18 protein-coding genes and 1 pseudogene are annotated in these 18085 nt (G+C 43.6%); 7 read left to right on the top strand and 12 right to left on the bottom strand.

The features are described 5' to 3' along the window. Positions 1 to 182: 182 nt before the first annotated feature. From F6K57_RS17645 to F6K57_RS17670, 7 genes are all read right to left on the bottom strand, one after another. Complete coding sequence (locus tag F6K57_RS17645) at positions 183 to 548, bottom strand: response regulator (RefSeq protein ID WP_293024747.1); 366 nt, start codon at positions 546 to 548, stop codon at positions 183 to 185. Between the two features lie 118 nt (positions 549 to 666). After that, the gene (locus F6K57_RS42035) at positions 667 to 1173 is read right to left on the bottom strand and encodes an NUDIX hydrolase (protein WP_364303361.1); all 507 of its coding nucleotides are present in this window, start codon (positions 1171 to 1173) and stop codon (positions 667 to 669) included. Then, positions 1092 to 1373, bottom strand: coding sequence for a hypothetical protein (locus tag F6K57_RS42040; RefSeq protein ID WP_364303364.1), 282 nt, complete (start codon positions 1371 to 1373; stop codon positions 1092 to 1094). The genes F6K57_RS42035 and F6K57_RS42040 overlap by 82 nt, the downstream gene beginning before the upstream one ends. Further along, positions 1370 to 1936 (bottom strand): nicotinate-nucleotide adenylyltransferase, encoded by a 567-nt coding sequence (locus F6K57_RS17655; protein ID WP_293069575.1) that lies wholly within the window; start codon positions 1934 to 1936, stop codon positions 1370 to 1372. Before F6K57_RS17655 ends, F6K57_RS42040 begins: the two co-directional genes overlap by 4 nt. A 501-nt stretch (positions 1937 to 2437) precedes the next feature. Beyond that, complete coding sequence (locus tag F6K57_RS17660; RefSeq protein WP_293069577.1) at positions 2438 to 2590, bottom strand: hypothetical protein; 153 nt, start codon at positions 2588 to 2590, stop codon at positions 2438 to 2440. A 117-nt stretch (positions 2591 to 2707) separates the two neighbouring features. Beyond that, positions 2708 to 4285, bottom strand: a complete 1578-nt coding sequence (locus F6K57_RS17665) for a mechanosensitive ion channel family protein (protein ID WP_293024740.1) — start codon at positions 4283 to 4285, stop codon at positions 2708 to 2710. 888 nt (positions 4286 to 5173) lie between these two features. Then, the gene (locus F6K57_RS17670) at positions 5174 to 5542 is read right to left on the bottom strand and encodes a hypothetical protein (RefSeq protein ID WP_293069579.1); all 369 of its coding nucleotides are present in this window, start codon (positions 5540 to 5542) and stop codon (positions 5174 to 5176) included. A 281-nt stretch (positions 5543 to 5823) separates the two neighbouring features. On the opposite strand from F6K57_RS17670, the gene F6K57_RS17675 reads away from it, so the two are divergent. Beyond that, the gene (locus F6K57_RS17675; protein ID WP_293069581.1) at positions 5824 to 8076 is read left to right on the top strand and encodes an ABC transporter substrate-binding protein; all 2253 of its coding nucleotides are present in this window, start codon (positions 5824 to 5826) and stop codon (positions 8074 to 8076) included. Between the two features lie 131 nt (positions 8077 to 8207). Here the strand turns inward: F6K57_RS17675 and F6K57_RS17680 are convergent, their stop codons facing one another. Next, positions 8208 to 9560: a nicotinate phosphoribosyltransferase gene (locus F6K57_RS17680; protein WP_293069583.1), complete on the bottom strand. Its 1353-nt coding sequence runs from the start codon at positions 9558 to 9560 to the stop codon at positions 8208 to 8210. A gap of 374 nt (positions 9561 to 9934) precedes the next feature. On the opposite strand from F6K57_RS17680, the gene F6K57_RS17685 reads away from it, so the two are divergent. Further along, positions 9935 to 10084, top strand: coding sequence for a hypothetical protein (locus F6K57_RS17685; protein WP_198954255.1), 150 nt, complete (start codon positions 9935 to 9937; stop codon positions 10082 to 10084). A gap of 336 nt (positions 10085 to 10420) precedes the next feature. Here the strand turns inward: F6K57_RS17685 and F6K57_RS17690 are convergent, their stop codons facing one another. From F6K57_RS17690 to F6K57_RS17700, 3 genes are all read right to left on the bottom strand, one after another. Continuing rightward, positions 10421 to 11767 carry a transposase gene (locus F6K57_RS17690; protein ID WP_293069585.1) on the bottom strand — a complete coding sequence of 449 codons (1347 nt, stop codon included), beginning with the start codon at positions 11765 to 11767 and terminating at the stop codon, positions 10421 to 10423. 199 nt (positions 11768 to 11966) lie between these two features. Continuing rightward, complete coding sequence (locus tag F6K57_RS17695; protein ID WP_293069587.1) at positions 11967 to 12653, bottom strand: glutathione S-transferase family protein; 687 nt, start codon at positions 12651 to 12653, stop codon at positions 11967 to 11969. A gap of 97 nt (positions 12654 to 12750) precedes the next feature. Continuing rightward, the gene (locus F6K57_RS17700) at positions 12751 to 13458 is read right to left on the bottom strand and encodes a diacylglycerol/polyprenol kinase family protein (RefSeq protein ID WP_293041996.1); all 708 of its coding nucleotides are present in this window, start codon (positions 13456 to 13458) and stop codon (positions 12751 to 12753) included. A 62-nt stretch (positions 13459 to 13520) separates the two neighbouring features. Between F6K57_RS17700 and yidD the strand changes: the two are divergent. From yidD to F6K57_RS17725, 5 genes and pseudogenes are all read left to right on the top strand, one after another. Continuing rightward, positions 13521 to 13727 (top strand): annotated as a pseudogene (gene yidD / locus F6K57_RS17705) (membrane protein insertion efficiency factor YidD); the annotation flags it as partial. Between the two features lie 158 nt (positions 13728 to 13885). Next, a complete protein-coding gene (locus F6K57_RS17710) occupies positions 13886 to 14596 on the top strand; it encodes a M15 family metallopeptidase (RefSeq protein WP_293069590.1) in 711 nt (236 codons plus the stop codon). Between the two features lie 286 nt (positions 14597 to 14882). After that, positions 14883 to 15254 (top strand): DUF3110 domain-containing protein, encoded by a 372-nt coding sequence (locus tag F6K57_RS17715; protein ID WP_364303389.1) that lies wholly within the window; start codon positions 14883 to 14885, stop codon positions 15252 to 15254. A 162-nt stretch (positions 15255 to 15416) separates the two neighbouring features. Next, positions 15417 to 16355, top strand: a complete 939-nt coding sequence (murQ, locus tag F6K57_RS17720) for an N-acetylmuramic acid 6-phosphate etherase (protein ID WP_293059956.1) — start codon at positions 15417 to 15419, stop codon at positions 16353 to 16355. 2 nt (positions 16356 to 16357) lie between these two features. Then, positions 16358 to 17899 carry a site-2 protease family protein gene (locus F6K57_RS17725; RefSeq protein WP_293069592.1) on the top strand — a complete coding sequence of 514 codons (1542 nt, stop codon included), beginning with the start codon at positions 16358 to 16360 and terminating at the stop codon, positions 17897 to 17899. Here F6K57_RS17725 and F6K57_RS17730 read toward each other — a convergent pair. Then, positions 17882 to 18040 (bottom strand): hypothetical protein, encoded by a 159-nt coding sequence (locus F6K57_RS17730; protein WP_293069594.1) that lies wholly within the window; start codon positions 18038 to 18040, stop codon positions 17882 to 17884. The genes F6K57_RS17725 and F6K57_RS17730 overlap by 18 nt on opposite strands. Positions 18041 to 18085 lie beyond the last annotated feature (45 nt).

An 18085-nucleotide genomic window follows, 5' to 3' on the forward strand; every position in this document is an offset into this window, starting at 1 on the left:
GTTATTAACCAACCCTACTTACTACTTAAGGGAACTTCTGGCCTAGTTTTGCGTAAGTCCTGCCTAAGACTTCAAACTCATATCATCTCCGGTACCATCGGTATTGTATACCACAAGAGTGTTTGGCAGGGGGCTCAACTTTGTGGCTCTCAAGACAAATGACAAAAAAAGCTGACTGGATATCAATTGGTTATTTCTTCCTCTATGGCTTGTTCTATTTCTCTGAGAAGCGCTGGTTTGACTAGATAACGACGAGCTCCTAGTCTGAGAGCTCGCTTTTTGTCTGCTGGGAAGGAGTAGGCAGAAAGGATAACTATAGGGATTGTTGCCCATTGGGATTTCTTGAGTTTTTCGATCAAGGTAAAGCCATCAACTTCTGGTAATTTGAGATCCAGCAGAATCAAGTCAGGTTGAAAGTCGGCGAGGTCTCGTTTAATGGTTAACCCATGGGGTAAAGCGCAAACGTCATACCCTTGCAACTGAAGGTATTCAGTGATAACTTCTCGATTAAAATCGTCATCCTCAATGAATAGGATTTTATGAACCACAATTACAGATGTTTTTTCATTGCTAAATAAATACCAACGGTTTATCCTTTAAACGAGCATATGCCTCCGCATCAAAGCGGTCCAAAATTCATGGACGATCTGCTCCCTGAGAGACTTTTCAACTAGTATCAGCCAGGAAGCATAGCTTTAAAAGACGAGGGCTAAAATTGTAATAATCAGAGACGTTTTCCCAAAAAAATGTGGTGTACAGTCGATAAATAGTATAGATATTTTTGAGGGTAAATACATCTCGGAACAGGTCAAAGGCGACAGAATTGTCTGCCAATTTGTTGCGCAAATGCCGATAACCATAGTCCAAAATTTGATTATGGTCAAAGGCGAGCTGCGGCACATGCTCGATGGAATACCAGGCAATACCACTGACATCATCTGTGTTGAATTTAGCTTCTTCTAGTCGCTCTAGGGCAAAGTAACTGACGGATAGGTAACCCATGGCGTAGTGGTGGTTATAGGTAACCTCGACTCTAACCAATTTTGGTTGATAACGACCTAGTTCTCCGAAAGTGTACAGTTGCTCTAGGTTCACGTTGTTAACTCGAATTTTCTCTGCCCAAATCCGTTCGCGTAGCGTGGCCAAACGCGCCCCGCGTGGCCCAAAGGCCAAGGCCAATCGGCAGCATGGTCTAATGATTCTCCGTCCCACACCAAGGTTCCTGGTAAACTCGATTTACCGAGGAAGGCTTCCTCTTGGAGTACCAAAAGGCGGCTTTGTTGGGTATTGACGGAAAAAATCACATGACGGGCCCTGACCTGGAGGTTGGCTAGAGCTGGTAGTTTGACCTTTATATTGCTGCTTTGGGTCATTGGTACAACTGCTCTTGATGGATATAGTCCTTAACCAGAGGAGTCAGTGCTGTTGTATCACCATTCTCACGATACGCTGTAGAGGAAACTGATGGTACCGTAATATTAGCGATCGCTAATTGTGCTCCTAGATGCTTCAACTTTTCTAAACTAGCCTGATCTACTCCATATCCTGAACGAGGTATCACCAGCAACTGTACTTGTTTTAACAATTGTTCAATTTGATACCAACGGGGCATCTGACGGACTAAATCAGTACCAATCACCAGAGTCAAGTTTGCCTGTAATCCCCAGCGCTGTTTAACTAGTGCTATGGTTTCCAAGGTTCTCGGGCTACTCAAGTCGGGGCTGACACGGATCGGATTTTGATACGGGTCAATCTCCTCAATCAGTAACGTGAGCATTTGGGAACGTTGTTCTAGGGTGGTCTGATGAGACTTGAATGGATTATCTGAGGCCCAAACCACCACTTGGTCATAGTGATGGGATAGCCACTGGAGAATGGCTTGATGAGCACAAGTTGGGGGATCTGCACTGGTACCAAACAGGGCAATATTGACCATAGTTAGTTAAAAGTTAGTTAAAAGCTCAAAGGGGTTTGAGATTAGGTTTGCTCTTCAGCATCTAGTGCGTGAAAAGTGATCTAAGCCTAGCGTTGGGTTTTAGCTTCAGAATTATAAAATTTAAACGCGCCACGGATTAGGGTACACTCAAAGGAAACAGAATGCGATGGACTTCGTCCCGCTTTCAGCGAACGCTTGAACTGCTACAAGCTATATATAGCTTATTTGCTTAACTCCTGATACAAATGGTGATAGCCCCCTAGTTGAAAGACTTTTGTCAATCAACTAGGGGGCATGACAGTAGGTACAATCGACAGAACCTGAGAAATGGGGCAACTCAAATAGGATTTACCCAGAACTCCAACTGATCAGGACTTACCTAGTAACTCCCTTGAGTAAGGTGAGTTGATAACTCACCCTACTAAGCTGTCGCCTATTTAACTTGTCTATTTTTGAATAAGCGGGAAAAACTCTACAATCCTCTCCCCTTGACGATTCAATTTATAAATCAATTAGATGTAAAGGCGACCGATATATGCCTGATATAGATGCCTGACAGCTGACTTCCCCCTCTTCCCGCTGTTCCATCTGTTCCATCCCACCACCAATCATCTCTCTAAAAGTGCAACGCCCCTCAAACTGTGGGAGTTTCAACCGCCCGTTCGCTTAGCGTGGCCAAACGCGCCCCGCGTGGCCCATTCGCGTAGCGTGGCCAATAGGCCAAGGCCAAGGCCAATCAACTGCTGCGATCTCACCTCCATTGCCTAGGCCCTATTGTTTCAAAATAAACACCGGATCCTGAAAGTTTAATTCAATGCCCTCCTGGTCAAAGAAATCCTTGATCATTTTACGAAGCACTAGCTTAATCAGGCGGTGCTTTCCAGGTTTAACTTTGGTAACGGTTCTTATGGACAGATCAAAATCCCCAAAGTCCTCGATTCCATCCACCTTGGTCGGTTCAATTACCTCGGAATACTTCTCTTTTAACTGGTGTCCCACCTTTTCGATCACCCTGTACACATGATCCAGGTCAGCATCATATTCTATCCCAACTTCCACTACAGCATAGATATAGTCCTTGGAGTAGTTGGTAATTGAGCCAATATCCCCGTTCCGAATAATATGCATTTGACCATTGAAGTGTCGAATACGGGTAGTTCTCAGTTCAATCGCCTCCACAATCCCCTCGGCTTCCCCTGTTTGGATATAGTCACCTACCAGGTAGTAGTTTTCAAAGAGAATAAAGAATCCACTAACCATATCGTTAATGAGATTCTGCGCCCCAAGACCGACCGCTAGCCCCACAATGCCAGCACCCGCTAGGATTGGGGTGGCGTCAATTTCTATGGTATCGAGGATCAATATACCCGAACCGAAGTAAATCAAGTACTTCAGTAAACTCTCTAGTATGGGAATAATCGTTAACCGCTTCTTTCGCTGCACATCAGTCAGCTTCGGGGACCTAAGCAGTGCTTCTTCGAGGAACAAATTGGCGATCACGATCAAGCCACGACTCAGGAAGATGATACCGATAATTTTGACAGCTTTCGATCCATAGGTGGCTAAGTTAGCAATTATCTCTACTTGCTCAACCACCAGGGTGGCCATGGTAACATAGATTATATATTCTAGGCACCCCTTAAAGAAAGGAATCCGATGCCTGAGATTGCTATAGAATCGCAGGATATTATCAGGGCTAGAGTATTGAACAGTCAGGTTGTCTATGCTATCGATAATGACCACGATGGATCTCAGAATGAGCAACCCGATTCCAATAATCAGATAGATGTTAAGAAGAACGTACAGATACTTAGTTGTGGATTCTGGCACTTTCAGAAACTGGGTACACCAGATTAGGGAAAGCAGCCAGAGTCCACTGGTAAGGATTTTGGTTAAGTAACTGAACAAATCCTCAATGCTTTCATCACTAGCAGTGATTTGTTCTAGTTTCTTTGCCCGAACGCAGCCATAGTTGAGCAAACGCTGCAAGGGTTTCATGGCGAACGCAACTAGCATCAGAAGGCAGATGCATTTGCCTAACCCAGTGCCAAGGGTTATCCAGAATCCTTTGGGAATATTGCTCACTAACCCAAGTGTGTATTCCTTGAGGTCTTTCCCGCGATAGATCAGCCAACCGTTGCCACCAACAATTAGAAGGCATAGCGCTATACAACAGATAACGATCAGCGCCTGGAGGTTCTGGCGGAGGTTTCTAGCATTGCTGTTCACCTTTTGGAACCAAGCAACTCTGATCAGTTGCTTGAATAGTATACCCACCAGCCAGTTGACTAGACAGAAAACTACGATGACCAGGCTGACTTCAGCCAAGATAATAATTATGTTGTTCACTTAACAAATTAGCTCAACCTTTCAGTATAATACAATACTTTACTTATTAAATATAAATTATATTCTTAACTACAATTAAATTGATACCACTACAGGAAGGTTCATCCACCGCCTCATAGCCAGAAGTTCATGAAGGTTTCAAAAGGTTTTTCTTGACAGTGTTCCATGGACAGGAGACCTCTAGGTCGATCTGCGCCATTTGATCACAACTTGAGCTCAGATCATCAGTTGAGCTTAATTTCACATTATTTCACATTTATTTCACATTTATTTCATAATTAATCCCTGTTGTTACTTATGCTTCATAAGCTTTGCTTAAAAGGTTTAATGGTGTATTGTTTTATTTAATTAAAGAATTAAACAAGTATCTAAACCTGGAAAAGCGAACATTCAGATGAGAGCAACAGAAGTTAACCCTTCCAAAGCTGACGGCTGAGGAGCTGATAGATGAATAGTTACCACCTATTAGTTTATCGAATTTATAGCACGGAAGTGCCGGTGATATCCCTGAGGATCTTAGCTAAAGCAATTGCTATGGCTCTATTACAGAAAATAGGGAATAGGGAATAGGGAATAGGGAATAGGGAATAGGGAATAGGTAAAAAATTATGTCTACCTCATTAATATCATAACCGCTATATTAAAAATAAGTAATAGATATAATAAAGTCAATAGAGAGAATAAAATTAAAAAAATATTGATTAAATTGCCACCTAGTTTATTCTAAAAGTCCTAAGGGATGTTTTTTTTAGACAAGGTTGATTGTAAAAAGGTTGACTTGGCTATAATTCAGTCTATTAATCATTGATCATTGATCATTTTTCACAAGCCTTTATCCTGTTTTAAATAATTTTATTGACAGTTCTAATTCGTGGTTTTTAGAAAGGTTTAATCGCCGCCATTGCAGCAAGGGCGTGATTGCCCACTCGCGAAGCCAGGTAAGGTTGAACGCGATGGACGAAGTCCCGCTTTGCTGCGAAGCGCGTGGCCTTTTGGCCAAGGTTTGAAGGTTGATGGTTTGAAGGTTGAAGGTTGAAGGTTGAAGGTTGAAGGTTGAAGGTTGAAGGTTGATGGTTGATGGTTTGATGGTTGATGGTTTGATGGTTGATGGTTAATGGTTTGATGGTTGATGGTTGATGGTTTAAGATAGAAGGTTTGATGGTTGATGGTTTGAAGGTTTGATGGTTGATGGTTGAAGATTAGAGGGTTAACAACTGAAAGCCGGATGTATAACTGGCAACCTGTAACGTTAAACATGTAACATGTAACCTGTAACGTAAAATATAAACTTTATAACGTTAAACCTGTAACCTGTAACCTTGGCCAAAAGGCCACGCTACGCGAACAACCTGTAACCTTGGCCAAAAGGCCACGCTACGCGAACAACCTTCAACCTGTAACTTTCAACCTGTAACTTTCAACCTGTAACCTTGGCCAAAAGGCCACGCTACGCGAACAACCTGTAACCTGTAACGTTAAACCTGTAACGTTAAACCTGTAACCTGTAATCTGTGACCATTCAACTGATCAGGTGATATATGCTAAAAAAAGCCATCGTATTAGTATCTATAGTACTGCTTGCCTGGGCTACAGTTGTAGCAATTGATACCTTCGAGGGATATCAAGAGAGGATAACCATTGCGATCGCAGCTCCGTTAAGCAATGCTAGTGAATCAGCCCAACGCTCAGGCAGAGCAATGGTAGACGGTGCTCAACTTTACATTAAGCAAGTTAACAAGGCTGGCGGTGTTAAGGGGAAAAAATTTAAGCTTGAAGTTTATGATGACCAAGGCAATCCGGATGTGGCACAGCAGGTTGCGAAGAAGATTGCTCAATCAAATGCGATCGCAGTGATTGGTCATTACAGTAGTGGGGTATCTACGGCTGCTGGCAAAGTTTATCAAGACTATAAGATTCCTGCGGTGACCGGCTCAGCTACTGCTGATGGGGTCACCCAATCGAACAGTTGGTATTTTCGCACCATTTTTTCTAACAGTGCTCAGGGTACTTTTATTGCCAATTACATCAAAAAGATTCTGGGATCTTCAAAGATTAGCCTAGTTTCCAGCAGCAGCAGCTATGGCTTGACCTTAGGGAAGACTGTTGAAGAGACGTTTCAGGAGTTAGGGGGAGAAGTAGTCAGTAAGTGGGTATTAGGGGATGATATAGACCAAGGCATAGAAACGATTTATCAAGATTTATTGGCTTTAAAAAATAGTGGGAAAGACCCAGGAGTGATTGTGATGACAGCGAATCGCAATCAAGTGGCTGGATTAATTGCCAAAATGAAGAGTTCTGGGATGGATTTCCCCATTTTTGGCGGTGACTCTTTAGCAGAAATATCCCTGGCGCAACGGTTTGAATACTCCCCAGAGGAGAAGGATGAACCAGGCTTCTTTACCAATGGAATTTATGCCATTGCTCCGATTATTTTTGACATTTCTGATGATGGGGGTCAACAGTTCAGAAACGAATTTGAAAAGCAGTACAAACAAGCGCCGGGATGGGTGGCGACTTGCTATTATGATGCGGCAAAAGCCATTGTTGAGGCAATTAAACGCTCTGATATTACCTGGGACGATTTACCGAAAGACCGTTTGATGCTTAAAGAAAGCTTAGCAACTATTAATAGCCAGGAAACGGCGTTCAAGGGGGCAACCAGAAATATTTATTTTGACTATTATGGTAATGCAGTAGCACCCGTTTTTGTGGGTATTTTTGATAGAAGAAATTTTATTTCAGCATTTAGCCAGCTGCAAATAATCCCGGACTTACGGGCTGTTGCTAATCTGGAGGAACAGCTCGACAGTGGTGAAATTGTAAAGGTTGGTAATAACTATATGGTAAAAACCCATATCGTTTACACCGGGATGGATATCAATGAGATTAGTCACATAGATGAAAAAACCTCCTCATATTTGGTTGATTTTTTCATTTGGTTTAGGTACCAAGGGGATATTACAGCCGACCAAATCGAGTTCACAAATTATGGCATTGAGCGGCTAGATTCAGGAGAAAAATTGACCTTAAAAGAACCGATAGATACAGATTTAAACAATGATATAAAATATAAAGTATACCGGGTTAAAGCCGATTTTCATGAAAAGTTTGATTTTCACGATTACCCGTTTGACCTTCAGACCCTATCAGCGAGATTTCGACATCTCAACCTAACTCGGGACAAGCTAATTTATGTAGTGGACTTCGTGGGAATGAGAGATACCACTACAGAAGAAGTTCTCAAAAATTGGAAGACAGCTAAAGTGTTTGATCAGATTACCGATTGGAGTGTTGAGAGTGCTGCCTTTTTCCAGGATACGGTGATTAACAATTCCACGTTGGGCAATCGACGATTTATAGACACAGATTCGGATATCGAATATTCTCGATTCAATGTGGTTATTAAAATCAAGCGGGATTTAGTCAGTTTTAGTATCAAGAATCTTTTGCCTCTACTATTTTTTGTGGTGGTGGGATACCTGTTTATGTTTCTCCCCTTCGATCACATGTCCGTAGAAGCAGTAAGTGGCTTGCTACTAGCGATTGTATTTTACCATCTAAGCTTGATAGAAGGACTACCGGAGGGGGTTGGCTATGTAGTGGCTCTCGACTATGCCTTTTATATCGTTTACATACTCAATGGCTTACAGTTGTTGATGGTGGTGATTGGGAATAGTGAGGGGTTTCAGTCTGGTAAAATCAAGATTAGCAAATTAATGGAGTTTGGAAGAGTGGCGTTTCCAGTGATTTTGGTAGTTTATACGTCTCTTCTGTGCTGGCGGTATTTGTAGTTATTTGTTATAGCGGTTTACGATTTTATTAAGTACATATTTCTGGTTTTTTAGGGAGCAGGGAGTAGGGAGTAGGGAGTAGGAAATAGAGCAGTTGGCATTCAATCTAAGTTATTGATTAATGTGACAGGTTACCTTTTGGAGGTAGCTATGGTGAGCTGTTGTAGGGCATCAGAAATTTCTACAGGTAGTGGGCTTGGCTGATGAAGTTGTCGGGTTGACGTGGCAAGACTGGCAACAGAGGCAGCTGTGCGTTTTTGGATGGTGTCTAAGGATTCTGGTGGCTTGAGTCGTTGACCTTGTTTGATGACTTGTTCGAGCAGGGGTTGTTCATGATCTTGGCAGGATTCAGCCATTAATCCTAGCCGGTCTTTGATCACTGTATCTTGGTGAAATTGGCGATAGATTTGCTTGCGTCCTGGATAGGTGACTTTGCTACTGGACTGTTTCATGGTGGGAATGCCATCAATTTCTACTAATTTGTAGACTCCATTGACTGGGTTTCCAGTGACTAGGCGAGTTCCGAGTCCATAACCGTCGATACAAGCACCAGCCTGTTTGAGTCTGGCTATTTCATACTCGTCTAAATCCCCACTGGCAAAAATTGAGACATTGGGTAAATGCGATCGCACTTTTTGGGACAAGGTGACTAAATCCCCAGAATCCAAACGTACTCCAGTCACTTGGATTTCTCCAGCTGCGATTCGTTGAGCCAGACTTTTAGCGGCTGCTACTGTATCATAGGTATCTATTAATAAGGGAGCATTGGGAAAATAGCGATAAAAGGCCGTAAAAGCATCCTGCTCACTTCCAGATACTGCTGTGATCGCCATGACCAAAGCATGAGCCATGGTTCCTTTAGGCTGACATCCTAATTTCAGGGCTGCTAATACATTAGATGTGCCATCCAACCCACCTGCTATAGCTGCTCGTGCTGCCCACAAGGATGCCTGAGGACTAAAGGCTCGTCGAGTGCCAAATTCTAGTAAGGTAGCCTCGGCCCCCGCCACATCTCTTAGCCGTGCTGCCTTAGTGGCAATCAAGGTTTGATAGTTAATTGTATTGAGTAGGTAAGTTTCTACTATCTGTGCTTGCCACAGAGGAGCATCCACCCGCAACAACGGTTCATTAGCAAACATTGCTGTTCCCTCAGGCACTGCCCAGACATCACCGGTGAAGCTTCCTTCTGCTAAGAGTGACCAAAACTGTTCCGGTGCTCCCTGAAAAATTTCTGTCTGTTGTAATGCTTCTAGTGCCTGGGGACTAAAGCGAAACTGTTCCAGGTAGTCGAGTACCTGGGCGAGTCCCATAGCAATCAAGTAACCAAAGCCATTAGGTAAACGTCGCGCAAATAGTTCAAAGGAAGCTGGTTTTTGGGCTAAGCCTTCACCACTATAACAGGCTGTCATGGTCAGCTGATACAGGTCAGTTAATAAGCTATAGTCCTCAGGTGTAGGTATTAATTCCTGGTGTTTATCATTCATGGTAGTAGTGTTTAAGTAGTAATGTTTAACATAAGGTAAAGGAACTTTAAATAGGTACAGATTTGTTAACAAGCCTCTCAAAATTTCCAAACAAATCTTAGTGATTAGTCAAGCTTGATAAAAGTATTGCAAATATTGCCAAACAAATATTACTAACCTGCCACCAAACCGATAATTCTCGATAAGATAAAGTACACCAAGACAAAAACGTCTTTCAGTCTTTACTGAGAGTTAATACTCAATAATTTGAGAACAGCAATTTGATGAGAGCAGGAAAGTAATCGTGAACCACCAGAAAAGCTAAAGGTTCGCGGTAATTATAACCACTGCTGCTGTTTTCAACTCTAACTCAACTAATTCAGGAGAGCAATTTTATGGGTTTTTACAAACTATTGGAAAGCAGTATTCAATATCTTTCTGAAGCAGTAGCTAGGATTTTTGGTCCTAATGATGACATTTATCCTGCTATTGGTGTTCAACCCTTTAGCGGTGACCCCTTTGAGCAGAAAGAGGCATCTTGGTAAATTCTTCGGTAAATTCTTCGATTTTAGCTAGAATTTGAACGCTAGTTATAGTGGTTCTTGCTGGAATACACAACACCCTTAGGGGCGCACAGCGTGCGCCCCTAAAGCTAATGTGGGGTTGCCTATTGGTGGGATGATTTAAGCTGGGAGCGAACACTGTGATGTAGGTCATGTGGTAATTTAGCGGTTCTCATAACTCCCTACTCCCTACTCCCTACTCCCTACTCCCGTTAACTCAGGCGTTGCCAATTTTCTAGTGGTTTACCGTGACAAAATTGCTTTCACCTTTGCTTTAAACATATGAAGCTTCCACCATCTGAACGAGGTGGTGGTGTCCTATGCTAACCTGGAACTACGAAGCGTCCACAGGTCACATAGACAAGCCCAGCTTCTAGGCGGTCGTCGAGATCTTTTGCTGGAACGACCCTCCTCGCCATTTCTGCGAGTGAGTTTAAACACGCCTCTGGCACCGATGTTGTAAGCACCGTTTAAATCTGCATTAAACCGCTTACCTGAAGGGAAGGTTGCCAAGGAGTATTTTTGGGAATTTCGTTTGACCGTACCAGAGCCATCAAAAGCCAACTTTGAAGTATAGGCAGCAACAACCTCTATTACTCTGCCACCTAATTCAGCCCATTTCATTTCCGTAAAATCACGAATCTTTGCTTTAAGCCAACCGTGGAATCTTTGCCTTAGATTAGACCGCTTTCGTCCACCCTTCGGCTTCCATCCTTTAAGATTCTCAAATACGATCGCTTCAGAGTTAAATTTCTCAGCCATCTCAACAATTCGCTTAGAAACTATGTGGCTGATTTGGTTGTTGATTCTTTGGCATTTTTTATAGGTTTTAGAGCAGAAACCCTTGTGAAGTTTGCCGCCTTTACCCATAGTTTTAGATGCTCGTACAGATACGGATTTTAGTCGTTTATCCCTGCGGTCTATGTCTCTTCCAAGGTGAATAAAATCACGATGGATTACAGTGCCGTCATGGGTTACGACTGCTACGGTAGCCGTAGTGTTTATACCTAAATCTACCGCAGTAACATTAGCCTCTGGTTTGCGTTTTTCTGGCTTACAAGTGAATGGAACAGACAGATGGCAGCACCTATCATTGAAAATCAACGACGGAGACATCATTTTGTTTGTAGTCACCTGGTGGCGCTCTCTTAAAACGGTGATTTGAACCATAGTCCAGACCCAGTTTTTGCCATCAAAAACTTTGATTTCTACTTGGTCGAAACCATGCAGCTTGTAACACTGTCCTTTGTACAAAGCAGGATAGCAGCCAGCATCACCATTTAGTCTTGGCGGCTTACTATCTCTCTTTTTTCTGTTACCAGATTGCCATTCCCGATATCGAGTAACAAAGCTACTAACCTGTCCAGCCGCAAATGCAATTGCAGCTCGACGGTAATAGCTAGGAAATTTGTAAAAAGCTTTATTGAATTGTGGATATTTGATATTTGGACGCTTGGCTGTTTCATGCATTAACTTTTCGACAGCAGGAGTTAACTGATCTGCTGTCAATCCACCAAGCTCAGACCAATCAGTATAAATAATGCCAACCAAGTACCTACAAGCCTGACGATAAACTTTGACCGTCTCCGCAAACAAGGCTTTTTGTTCGGAAGACGGATTAAGTTTCCATTTGTCAGTTCTGATGACTTTGGTCGGCGTTTTCACTGGTCTATAATAAGATTGATATTTAACATTTTAGCATCCAAAAATGGAGACGACAATAGATTGATTGATGTTCCAGGTTTTTGGCTATTGTTATTAGCGTGGACTAACCATGGAGACGAAACCTTAGAAGAGTAGAGCCTTACTACAAAAGTTTCAACCTTTTATACATAGCCGACCAACCATAAAGGCTCTACTCTTCTTACGGTAACTTTAAAACCTGAACGTTCGCGTAGCGTGGCCTACGGCCAGGTGGGCGAATGCGTCTCACGTTCTGTTCAAACTCTTCTGGTGTTGGTTGAACTTGCTGCCAACTTTCCCGTTGCTGTAAAGCTGTTTGCCAATTTTGGACTGAGGGATAGTCAGCTAAAGAAACGCCGATCTTGCTGAGAAAATATACCGACAAACCGGCGACAATATCGGCTACCGTAAATTGCCCTTCTACAAAATAGTTTTGATCGCCCAATTTTTCGCTATAAAATTTCATCACTGTGGCAACTTGTTTTTGAGCTTGTTCTAATTTTTTTGCTTCTACTTCAATCTCCAAGTTATGGCGCATAAATGTTACGATAGCAGGAGCAAGCTCATTGACATTGACCAGTTCTATCATCCTCACTGTAGCAATAGCTTGAGGATCAGTGGGCATCAGAGCAGGAGTTGGATATTTAGCTTCTAAATAATCTAAGATGGCTAAGGATTCTATCACTTTAAATCCATCATCGATTAGGACTGGAACGTGATGAAAAGGATTGATTTCAATAAATTCTGGCGTAAATTGATCACCATCTAATTTTATTTCAACAGGCTCAAACTCAATCTGTTTTTCTAATAAAGCAATCCATACCCGTCGGGCATTGTTGGACATGGGATTTTTGTAAAACTTTAACATTGAATCAACTCTCCATTCCTATCAACGTTTGATTTATTCTTAGTTTAATATCTACTTTCAAGCACAAGCTCATAAACTGATCTATTTCAAGAACCCTTTAACCCAAGGTGAGGATTTGACTTAAAAAGAACCCTACTGCTGCACTACCGATAGGAACTGTGAGATTATCAATACCGAACTTGGAGAAGGCTTCTAAGACTGTGGCAAAGAATGCGATCGCAATTGACATCAACCAGGTTTGCCAGACATTACCTTGAACAGCGAAAAGGATCAGGCTACTGACTACATAGCTAGTTACCGCCATGGTTCCAGACCCTTCCCAGCTTTTTTGCATCCCCCAAGCCTGATAGGGATGTTGACCAAATTTCTGACCAATCAGTCCTGCCAGTCCATCTCCCCATGCCATCACTAAAATACCAATAGCGGCATACTGGAATTGTTGTAATGGCCAAAACCAGGCAATCACGACACCAATACTGACAGCATAGAAGAAAGTGCCTAGGCTTTTGCGCCCAACGCTGTTAATACCAGGCAAAATAGGAATGTAATAGGACAAAAGAGCGATCGCACCAGCGATAACTGAGGCCAAAATACCTACCCAGGCAGGTATTTGTAGCCACCAAGCCACTAAAATCACGTTACCCGTGCCAATGTGAACAATTTTACGGGTAATTTCTGAATCCCGGGCGGTGCGCTGATGTAGTGTTTCCGCCAGCAGCACAATCGCACCGAGACCGACAGCAATCAGTGCAATTTGCAGCCATAGGGTTGGTATTGATTCTATCGAGGGTACAGAATTAAACAAGGATCTGATGGCAGCATACTGTAAAACTTATTTATTACTGTATTAGATGGGGTGACCATTACATGAAATTTTTACTTATTTGGCTAATTCGAGGCTATCGAGCGTTTATTTCCCCCCTATTTCCCCCAGTCTGTCGCTTTCAACCAACCTGTTCCCAGTATGCTATCCAAGCCATTGAGCGGTTTGGTGTCTTTCGGGGCGGTTTGCTAGGCATTCGGCGTATTCTACGGTGTCATCCTCTCTATCCAGGAGGTTATGATCCCGTGCCTGACGTTTATCCTAATGGTAATAGCGATAAATCTAGAAGTGTTGAACAGGGAACAGGGAACAGGGAACAGGAAACAGGGAACAGGGAACAGGGAACAGAGAAGAAGTAGTGACTCTTGTGGTTTGAGTATGCTGAAAAAACTGATAACTGCTATAACTTATGAAACCTTATCAGCAAATCCCAATTGTAGAGTGTGGAGAACCCCTCATCCCCATTCCCTTAGAACAATTTGCCGCTCGTACCCCTCATCCCTACCAAAAACTGGGGGCACCTTATGGTAAAGCTTCCCCTTATTATCTGCGCCAGAGTGTGATAGAAGCACTCTTTGTGGCTCAAAGCCAACTCCAACAGCAGCATCCAGGTTGGCGCATCCAGATTTTTGATGGCTATCGACCGGTGGAAGTCCAACAATTCATGGTTGACCATACCTTTGCCCAAGTAGTTCAGGCACAACAACTCAACCCAAGCACCCTATCGGAAAAACAACAGCAAGCCATTTGGGAACAAGTCTATCAATTTTGGGCAGTACCCAGCTCTAACCCTATGACTCCACCCCCTCACAGTACAGGTGGTGCGTTAGATATTACCCTGGTCGATGCTACCGGTGAAACCATTGATATGGGCTCTGAGATTGATGAAGTCTCACCACGCTCCCATCCCGATTATTACGCCAATCAACAAGACTTGCCTTATCATCACAATCGACAGCTGTTAAAAAATTTAATGTACTCGGCTGGGTTCCGGTGTCATCCTAGAGAGTGGTGGCATTTTTGCCTCGGAGACCAAATGTGGGCTTGGCTGCGCAATCAAGAAGATTCAACCAATACCTTGATCGCACGATATGGTGGTGTTGAGTGCGGAGCATGTTGAGTCCTGAGTACTGAGTCGGAGAGTCGGTCAGTCCTAAGTGGGGAGCGTGCTAAGTGGGGAGCGTGGTGATAGCTCAGTTGCTGCTAAGATGGTTTAGCAGTGGCATTGTAGTGGAATTGTTAATCAAGTAGCTCAAAGAATGCTACAAATAGACCATTTTTTATTGCCCCTCTTGCCTCTCTTGGCCCTCCTGCTATCTCTCCCTGGCATTAAAGCAAAATGGTATCAGATATCCTATAAAAACAATTAAAAAATAACGATTACTTAAGGTTATATAAGATTTATGATGGCACCTAAGCAAGTATACGTCCTTTTATTTAATGCCCGGACAGAAAACGAGGGAATTCACACCATCCAAATTGGCGATAAGCAAACGGTATTGATGTTTGAAGAGGAAGACGATGCTACCCGCTTTGCTTTATTGCTCGAAGCCCAGGATTTCCCAACAGCAACCGTGGAAGCTATCGATCTAGAAGAGATTGAAGAGTTTTGCCAATCGGCTGGTTATGACTCGGAGTTGGTTACTGAAGGAATGTTGGCCATGCCACCGGAAACAAATCTAGAAAAGACTGATTGGCAACCTGACGTCAAGAAAACCGAAGAACCAGAAATATCAGAGCTAGACCGCATTCGCCGTCAGTTGGAAAATTTATTGTAAACTGATAAAAATTTGAGGAATACTTTTTAACTGTCCCCCTTGACCGGTAAACCAAACAACCAAACAACCTACCAGACACCGAATCGGCAAAGGCGAACAACCGTCAACGGTTCAACCTTCAACCAAATAACCTTCAACCTTCAACCAATGACTAAATAAATAATGCAAAATTTAGAACAACGGGGACATCTACTGACCGAACAGATTAATCCCAATAGTCAGAACCTTGACCAGCTGACATCCCTAGAGTTAGTCGATCTATTTAATCAAGAAGATACCAAAACCCTAGATGCGATCGCAGCAGCTCGTAGCCAGCTAGCTCAAGCCATTGACTGCACAGCAAAGGCATTGCGTCAAGGAGGATGCCTCTTCTACGTGGGGGCTGGTACCAGTGGACGCTTGGGAGTCCTCGATGCTGCCGAATGTCCCCCCACCTTTTGTACACCCCCAGACCTAGTCCAAGGGATCATTGCTGGAGGAGCAGGGGCATTGGTGCGGAGTTCTGAAGATTTGGAAGACCGACGGGAAGATGGTGCAAAAGCGATCGCCCATCGCCGGGTACATGACCTAGATGTGGTGGTAGGCATTACCGCAGGTGGTACCACACCCTTTGTCCACGGCGCACTCCAAGAGGCACGACGGCGGGGCGCAACCACTATTGCGATCGCTTGTGTCCCCCCTGAACAGGTCAGTATTGATGCTGATATCGATATTCGGCTGCTAGTTGGTCCGGAAATCCTAGCTGGCTCTACTCGCCTCAAAGCCGGTACTGTCACTAAAATGGCCTTGAATATCCTTTCCACTGGAGCCATGGTAAAGCTTGGCAAAGTCTACGGCAATCGCATGGTAGATGTGGCAGTGACCAACAAGAAACTTCATGACCGAGCCCTGCGCATCCTCAAAGACCTGACCAACCTCAGCCGAGAAGACTGCGCTCACTTACTAGAGCGCAGTGGACGCCAGGTAAAACTAGCGCTACTAATGTACTGGACAGGATTAGACCAAGTAGAGGGAGCCAGCTTCCTACAGCAAAACCAAAGTGATCTCAGAGCCGCTCTCCAAAGTTGGAAACAAACTAGTACTCCATCAAAATTGAATTGATAATGTTTAACGGATCACAGACTACTGTCACTTTGGTAATCATACTCGTAGCCCTTGGTGTTCTAGGTTGGGGCTATAACCGCGCTCGTTCTTACGGCAAGCTGGGAATTTTAGCCTGGTTACAGTCAGTAGTCTTGACACTGCCCTGGCTATTATTCTTTGGCTTAGTCAGCATCGGAATTTACCTGAATATCGTTGGGATCCTATTTCTGCTACTCGCTTCCACCGGCCTATACATCTACTTGGGCAGGCTCTTACGTGCAGCAGGTCAAGATGAGGTTTGGCGGGAGCGTGCCACCAAACTGTTCGAGGATCAACAACAAAGCAAAGATGCCCAAAAGTCTGAGGAGCAAGATACTGCAGCTTACAACAATTTAACTGCCGTATCCGAGGGTCCGAATACTACCAGGATCGGAGTAGCTACAATTCCTGATGAAGACCTACAACTGATTAAAGAGATTTTTGGGATTGATACCTTCTTTGCGACGGAAACTATAAAATATCAGGAAGGGGCAATTTTTACAGGCAATCTGCGGGGAAACGATGCAGAAGTTGTACATTCTCGTTTGTCAGCTAATCTAAAGGAAAAATTAAGCGATCGCTATCGGCTATTTTTAGTCGATAATCCAGAAGGGAAACCAGTTGTCATTGTCTTGCCCAGTACCAATGACCCACGAACCACTACAGTTGCGCAAAAAATATTAGCCCTGGTTCTGGTAATTGCCACATTTTTCACCACTTTAGAAGTATCTGGGTTACTGCTTGACTTTGATTTATTCAGTGAACCCCAACGGTTTCGGGAAGCCTTACCGATTACCATCGGAATTTGGATAGTTCTGATTACCCATGAACTCGGTCACTGGTGGCAAGCCAAAGCTCACGACATTCGCCTCAGCATACCCTTTTTCCTGCCCAGCTTGCAAATCGGCTCATTTGGTGCTATGGTTCGCTTTGAATCCTTATTACCAAATCGAAAAGTATTATTTGATATTTCTATAGCTGGACCAGCCGTAGGTGGTGTAGTGTCTCTACTGATGCTGATGGCGGGATTATTCCTTTCTCATCAAGGCAGTGCCTTTCAGGTGCCAGCGGAATTCTTCCAAGAGTCAATTTTAGTCGGAGGGCTGGCAAAGTTAGTGCTCGGTAGTGCTCTCCAAGAGTCTTTAGTGGATGTTCACCCTCTCACCATTGTCGGTTGGCTAGGTTTAACCATAACAGCTTTGAACCTAATGCCAGCAGGACAACTCGATGGTGGGCGAATTGTCCAAGCTATCTACGGACGCAAAACTGCTCGACTTACTACCATTGCCACCTTAGTAATTTTGGGGATTCTGGCCTTAATCAATCCAGCCAATCCCATCATTTTGTACTGGGGAATCTTGATTTTGTTCTTGCAGCGGAGTTTAGAACGTCCTAGCCTCAATGAAATTACCGAACTCGATGATACTCGAGCATTGTGGGGGTTATTGGCATTATTTTTAATGGTCGCAACTCTGATTCCCATTAATTCAGCTTTGGCAGGAAGGCTAGGAATTGGGGGTTAATTTCAAGGGTTGAACGCGATTGCGTGGCCTTTTGGCCAAGGTTGAAGGTTGAAGGTTGTTAGGTTGAAGGTTGTTAGGTTGAAGGTTGAACGCGATGGACGAAGTCCCGCTTTGCTGCGAAGCGCGTGGCCTTTTGGCCAAGGTTGTTAGGTTGAAGGTTGAACGCGATGGACGAAGTCCCGCTTT

The organism is Moorena sp. SIO4A5, from assembly GCF_010672005.1.
Taxonomy (GTDB): Bacteria; Cyanobacteriota; Cyanobacteriia; order Cyanobacteriales; family Coleofasciculaceae; genus Moorena.

Coding starts and splice junctions, on each gene's coding strand:
- F6K57_RS42040 (WP_364303364.1), bottom strand. CDS start 1,373: ATGACCCAAAGCAGCAATATAAAGGTCAAACTACCAGCTCTAGCCAAC.
- F6K57_RS17655 (WP_293069575.1), bottom strand. CDS start 1,936: ATGGTCAATATTGCCCTGTTTGGTACCAGTGCAGATCCCCCAACTTGT.
- F6K57_RS17670 (WP_293069579.1), bottom strand. CDS start 5,542: ATGTTTAACGTTACAGGTTGCCAGTTATACATCCGGCTTTCAGTTGTT.
- F6K57_RS17675 (WP_293069581.1), top strand. CDS start 5,824: ATGCTAAAAAAAGCCATCGTATTAGTATCTATAGTACTGCTTGCCTGG.
- F6K57_RS17680 (WP_293069583.1), bottom strand. CDS start 9,560: ATGAATGATAAACACCAGGAATTAATACCTACACCTGAGGACTATAGC.
- F6K57_RS17685 (WP_198954255.1), top strand. CDS start 9,935: ATGGGTTTTTACAAACTATTGGAAAGCAGTATTCAATATCTTTCTGAA.
- F6K57_RS17695 (WP_293069587.1), bottom strand. CDS start 12,653: ATGTTAAAGTTTTACAAAAATCCCATGTCCAACAATGCCCGACGGGTA.
- F6K57_RS17710 (WP_293069590.1), top strand. CDS start 13,886: ATGAAACCTTATCAGCAAATCCCAATTGTAGAGTGTGGAGAACCCCTC.
- F6K57_RS17715 (WP_364303389.1), top strand. CDS start 14,883: ATGGCACCTAAGCAAGTATACGTCCTTTTATTTAATGCCCGGACAGAA.
- murQ (WP_293059956.1), top strand. CDS start 15,417: ATGCAAAATTTAGAACAACGGGGACATCTACTGACCGAACAGATTAAT.
- F6K57_RS17725 (WP_293069592.1), top strand. CDS start 16,358: ATGTTTAACGGATCACAGACTACTGTCACTTTGGTAATCATACTCGTA.